Source organism: Variovorax atrisoli 110B, from assembly GCF_000382045.1.
GTDB classification, from domain to species: Bacteria; Pseudomonadota; Gammaproteobacteria; order Burkholderiales; family Burkholderiaceae_C; genus Variovorax; species Variovorax atrisoli.
Genome location: NZ_KB907487.1, coordinates 1 through 5,219, shown reverse-complemented (window position 1 = coordinate 5,219; position 5,219 = coordinate 1). Strand labels below are relative to the sequence as shown.

General features: G+C 65.8%; 6 protein-coding genes. All 6 read left to right on the top strand.

Annotated features, from left to right (window positions below; genetic code table 11):
- A partial coding sequence (locus G369_RS36935; protein WP_019658743.1) for a DUF8616 domain-containing protein occupies positions 1 to 3,216 on the top strand: 3,216 nt, incomplete at its 5' end.
- Positions 3,213 to 3,698, top strand: a complete 486-nt coding sequence (locus G369_RS36930; RefSeq protein WP_019658742.1) for an SEL1-like repeat protein — start codon at positions 3,213 to 3,215, stop codon at positions 3,696 to 3,698. The genes G369_RS36935 and G369_RS36930, both read left to right, overlap by 4 nt.
- A complete protein-coding gene (locus tag G369_RS0135125; protein WP_019658741.1) occupies positions 3,695 to 4,033 on the top strand; it encodes a hypothetical protein in 339 nt (112 codons plus the stop codon). The genes G369_RS36930 and G369_RS0135125 overlap by 4 nt, the downstream gene beginning before the upstream one ends.
- Positions 4,034 to 4,114: 81 nt before the next feature.
- Positions 4,115 to 4,369, top strand: a complete 255-nt coding sequence (locus tag G369_RS0135120) for a hypothetical protein (protein ID WP_019658740.1) — start codon at positions 4,115 to 4,117, stop codon at positions 4,367 to 4,369.
- Between the two features lie 30 nt (positions 4,370 to 4,399).
- Positions 4,400 to 4,894, top strand: coding sequence for a pentapeptide repeat-containing protein (locus tag G369_RS0135115; protein ID WP_019658739.1), 495 nt, complete (start codon positions 4,400 to 4,402; stop codon positions 4,892 to 4,894).
- A gap of 11 nt (positions 4,895 to 4,905) precedes the next feature.
- A partial coding sequence (locus tag G369_RS36925) for a hypothetical protein (protein ID WP_038117000.1) occupies positions 4,906 to 5,219 on the top strand: 314 nt, incomplete at its 3' end.

Here is a 5,219-nt window from a genome sequence, read left to right as displayed (position 1 = left end):
AGCGACATCATCAGCAAGCACGGCGAGGCCGTCATGGCCCACGTGGGCACCAGGCCCGATGCGCAGACGGGGCTCATCCAGTCGCTGTGGGAGCTGAAGGACGGCCAGGTCGTGCGCCAACTGGCCGGCTACACCCACGACGGCGAGCGAGACCTCGTCGCCGCACAGGACGAAGACGGCGCCAGCTGGAGCTACACCTACAGCCACCACCTCGTGACCCGCTACACCGACCGCACCGGCCGGGGCATGAACCTCGAATACGACGGCACGGGCCCCGACGCCAAGGCCGTGCGCGAGTGGTCCGATGACGGCAGCTTCGCGCTGAAGCTGGAGTGGGACCGCAACATCCGGCTGACCTACGTGACCGATGCGCTGGGCGGGGAGACCTGGCACTACTACGACATCCAGGGCTACACCTACCGCATCATCCATCCGGACGGGCTGCAGGAGTGGTTCTTCCGCGACGATGCGAAGAACATCACGCGCCACGTGCACACCGACGGCACGACGGACGACTACACCTACGACGCCGACGGCAACCTGCAGACGCACACCCGTGCCGATGGAAGCCGCGTGCACTACGAGTACGACAGGCTGCACCGGCTCACGGGCATCCGTGACGGGGAAGGTGGTGTGTGGAAGCGCGACTACGACGCGCAGGGGCATCTCGCCGAAGAGATCGATCCGCTGGGCCACAAGACCGAGTACGCCTACGACAAGGCCGGCAGGCCCGTGCGCATCACCGATGCCAAGGGCGGCACGAAGCTGATGAGCTACACGCCTCGCGGCCGGCTCGCAAGCCTCACCGATTGCTCAGGCAAGACCAGCCGCTGGACCTACGACGATCGCGGCCGGCTCGCCACGGCCATCGATCCGGCGGGCAACGTCACGCGCCATCTCTACAGCCGTCCGCAGGAAGACGCGGTGCTGCGTGCCCAAGGCAGCGTGCCGGGCCTGCTCCACGAGATCGTGCTGCCCGACGGCACGCGCGAGCAGAAACTGCACGACCCCGAGGGGCGCATGCTCGCGCATGTCGACGGACTCGGGCGCCGCACGCACTACAGCTACAACCGTGCAGGGCTCATCGCAGGCCGCACCGATGCCGAGGGGCATTCGCTCAGGTACCAGTGGGATCTGCTGGGCCGTCTTGTCGAATTGCGCAACGAGAACGGCAGCCGCCACAGCCTGCGCTACGACCCCGTGGGTCGACTGCTGGAGAAGACCGACTTCGCGCGCAGGACCACGAGGTACCGCTACGAAGAGAGCACCGGCCGGCTCGTCGAGGTCGAAGCTGCCGGGCGAGCGGTGCGGCTGGAGGCCGATGCGATGGGCCGGATGACCGAGCGGTCCGCCGGTGGCCAGGTCGAGCGCTTCGCCTTCGACCGCAACGGACGCATGGTCGAGGCGTCGAACAGCGACGCACGTCTGCAGTGGTTCTACGACCCGGCCGGCAACCTGACGCGCGAGCACCAGCACGACCTGCAGGCCGGGCGCACGGCGATATGGCAGCACCGCTACGACGCACTCAACCAGCGCGTCGCCACGATCCGCCCCGACGGTCATACGACCCAGTGGCTCACCTACGGTTCGGGCCACGTGCACGGCCTGCTGCTCGACGGGCAGGACATCCTCGGCTTCGAGCGCGACGACCTCCATCGTGAAGTGCTGCGCGAGCAGCGCAACGGCCTGACCCAGAAACTGCGATACGACAACGTGGGGCGGCGGCTGGAACAGCAGGTCGTGCCGGGCCAGGCGAGCGCGCCCGGCGCGCTGCAGCTGCAGCGCACCTACGGCTACGACAGGGCGGGGCAGCTGGTCGCCATCGGCGACAGCCATCATGGCAACCTCGACTACCGCTACGACCCTGTCGGCCGCCTCGTCGAGGCCAACAGCCGGTTAGGGCGCGAGACCTTCGCCTTCGACCCGGCGGGCAACATCGCCGAGCCCGTCGGCGCGGCCGGTGAAACCCGCACCCCTGTTGCTCCCTTGCTCGACAACCTGCTCAGGGCCCATGCCGGCGTCCGCTATCGGTACGACGAACACGGAAACATGGTCGAGCGCGTGTGCAACGGCCGGTCGACCACCTTCGCGTGGGACGGTTTCGGGCGCCTGAGCTTCGCCACGGACGAAGACGGCACGCCAACCTCGTTCGCCTACGACCCGCTGGGGCGCCGCATTTCCAAGCGTTCGCGAGACAGCATCACCAGATTCGGCTGGGATGGCGACACGCTCGCCTTCGAGAGCACACAGAGCCTCAGCGCAGAGCAGGAGGATGAGGGGCGCGGATGGAGCGTGCACTACGTTCATGAGCCGCGCTCCTTCGCCCCGCTGGTTCAGCTGCGCCAGGCGCATGCGATCGTGCCGGGCAGGACGCCCGACGTGCGGGAACTCATGGCCGCCAACGGAGGCGCCTACGACATCGAGCAGGACCCGCTGTGGAACGGCGAGCTCCAGCCGGGGCAACGCAGCTTCGAGGCGGACGAGATCGCCTTCTATCAGTGCGATCACCTCGGCACGCCGCGGGATCTGACCGATCACGAGGGGCGGGTCGGCTGGTCGGCCCAGTACAAGGCCTGGGGCGAGGCGCGCGAAGTCATCAGCGAAGCGGGACGACGTGCCGGCATCGTGAACCCCATCCGCTTCCAGGGGCAGTACTTCGACGCCGAAACCGGGCTGCACTACAACCGCTACCGCTACTACGATCCGGCGAGCGGCCGGTATGTCTCGCCCGACCCGCTGGGGCTCGCGGGCGGCCTCAACCTCTATGCGTACGTCGGCGGGAACCCCGTCCGCGGCATCGACCCGCTGGGGCTGGTCGACATCAACCTGTTCCCGCACAACGAGGCGATCCGCCAGTCGGCCGACAACATCGCAAGCCCGCCCGGCACCTTCACGGTCGGCTCCCATGGCAACCCGAGCATCATGACCGACACGGCGCTCAAGGGCATCACCCCCGCGCAGATGGCGCAGCGGATCAAGGCGCATCCGTCATATACGGATGGCCAGAAGGTGCAGCTGATGTCGTGCGAGACCGGCAAGGGTACCGACCCCTACGCCCAGAAACTGGCCAACGAGCTCAATGCGCCTGTCGTGGCGCCCGACAAGCTCCTGTGGATCTGGCCCCACGGCGCCTACAAACCTGCCGGCCAGAAGGCCGACGGCACCATGGACACCGCCGATCCCGGCGTCTGGCATACCTTCAATCCCAAGTCATGAAGAACATCGATCTCGGGTTCGGCGCGAAGCTGGCCCTGCTTCTTCCTCTTCTTCTGAACCTTTCAGTCTCTTACGCAACGGAGAACCAAACCATGGACACGCCCGACGCTGGCCCGGCCTCTTCTTCTTCCTCTTCGCCCATCTCGGGTGCGCAGACCTATTCGCTCACGGATGCGCAGCGAGCCGACCTGGCCGCCAAGGCCGAGACCGGTGACGCCGAAGCCGCGTTCCGCCTTTCGCTGTACTACACATTCGCGTCTTCGGACGAGGCTCAGCGCATCCGCTGGCTGACGATCGCGGCCAAGGCCGGGCACGTCGTCGCGCAGCACAACCTCGCCTACGACCTCTACATGAGCGGCAAGGACCTCGCCGGAGCCGCGCATTGGGCGGCGGAGTCGGCGAAGAACGGTAATGCGGAGGCCGGCGATCTGCTGAAGGAAATCGAAGCGGCGCGAGCGAAAGCCCGGGGCTCGCATCCGTGAGCAGCGGCCTCGATGGTTCGGTCTTGCCGCTCTTCGAGATCGAGTCGCCGAATCAGCTGGTACTCAACACCCCGGTGGTGATCGCGTTGGCTGACGCCTTCAGGCTGTTCGAGAAGACCGGGCAGGACCTGAGTAATTTCAACGTTCACATCGCAGAAAGAAAGAAGGAAAACGGCCAAGACGAGAGCGGAATCAACACCATCGGCATTGCGTTCACCGCCAAGCTGCCTCCGGGGCAAAAGGGGCTCGGCAACGCCAGCAAGCTGGGGCTGTCGATCACGTACATCGCCTCCAAAACCACCGGCGAAATACTTCGGGAGCAGGGGAGCCGGTAATGACGTCCGGCACCTAGTCTGGTTCTAAAGACGTTGCGGGCGCCCGAGTTCGCGGCTCTTAAATTTGCAAGGGAGAAAAGAATGAACGTAACCATCGAAGTCGATGGCCTGGCGGCGCAGGCGATTGCGGCAGCCTGCGCCGATGCAAGGTCTTCAGGCCTGCAGCTCGAAAACTACAAACTCGTCCTGGCCGAAGAATCCGGCGACTACAGCGCGTCGTGGGTGGCAAAGGGCAAGCCACAAGGCTACCGCGGCGCCTTGCCGGGCCTGCCCGAACCCAACCTCCTGATCGAGAAGCGCGCTGGCCGGGTCCTCCGGAAGCAGCTCTCGCGTTGAGTCGACGGCGTCATCCAAGGATTCTTCGATATGTCTTCCCAAATCATCATCCTCGCCCACGACATGTGGCGCAAAGGCGCAGGCGGTGCTCCCGCCGGGCTCGTCGGCCAGGCCGACAGCTTTGCCTACGCCGGGCTCGACCTGGGCTTCGCCCAGTTCGCCGCGACGACCTTCGCGGGCACGAGCTTCACGGCCACCAGCTTCAAGCAGGCAGGCTGGAGCGGCTGCCAGTTCACGGGCTGCAGCTTCACCGAAAGCGACTTCGGCAGCATCTCGATCACCGGCTGCACGTTCATCAACTGCAGCTTCACGCGCGCGAACTTCGACGGCGCGAGCATCGCGAGCAGCACTTTCAGGCAGTGCCAATGGGACGACATCAGCTTCGCAGGCGGCAGCTGGAACGACGTCGGCGTTCTGGACTGCAGCGGCACCGTGGTGCATGCGCAGGGGCTGCAGGGACGCAGCGTGGACTTCACGGGCAGCACCTTCGAGCAGCTCGAGTTCCAGGGCGCCAACATCAACTGACGGAAACGCATATGGCAGGGACGGAAGAAAAAAAGGCGCCGACCGAGCGCGAACCGCAGACGGCGGTGGCGCCGCTGAACACGATCGTGAAGGAGGACGTCGCCGCTGCGAGCAAGGCGGTAGATGACTGGCTGCGCTCGTTCAGCGGCGGCTACGTGACGCTGGAGCGGCTGACGATGGTGCTGGGCAGCATCCCGATCGTCGGCAACATCATGGCGCTGGTGGATGTGTTCCTGGACATCATCAACATCGTCGAGAAGAAGGCCAAGGACAGCGTCGATGCGTTCCTGAACTGGGTGAGCCTGGGCATCAACCTGATCGGGCT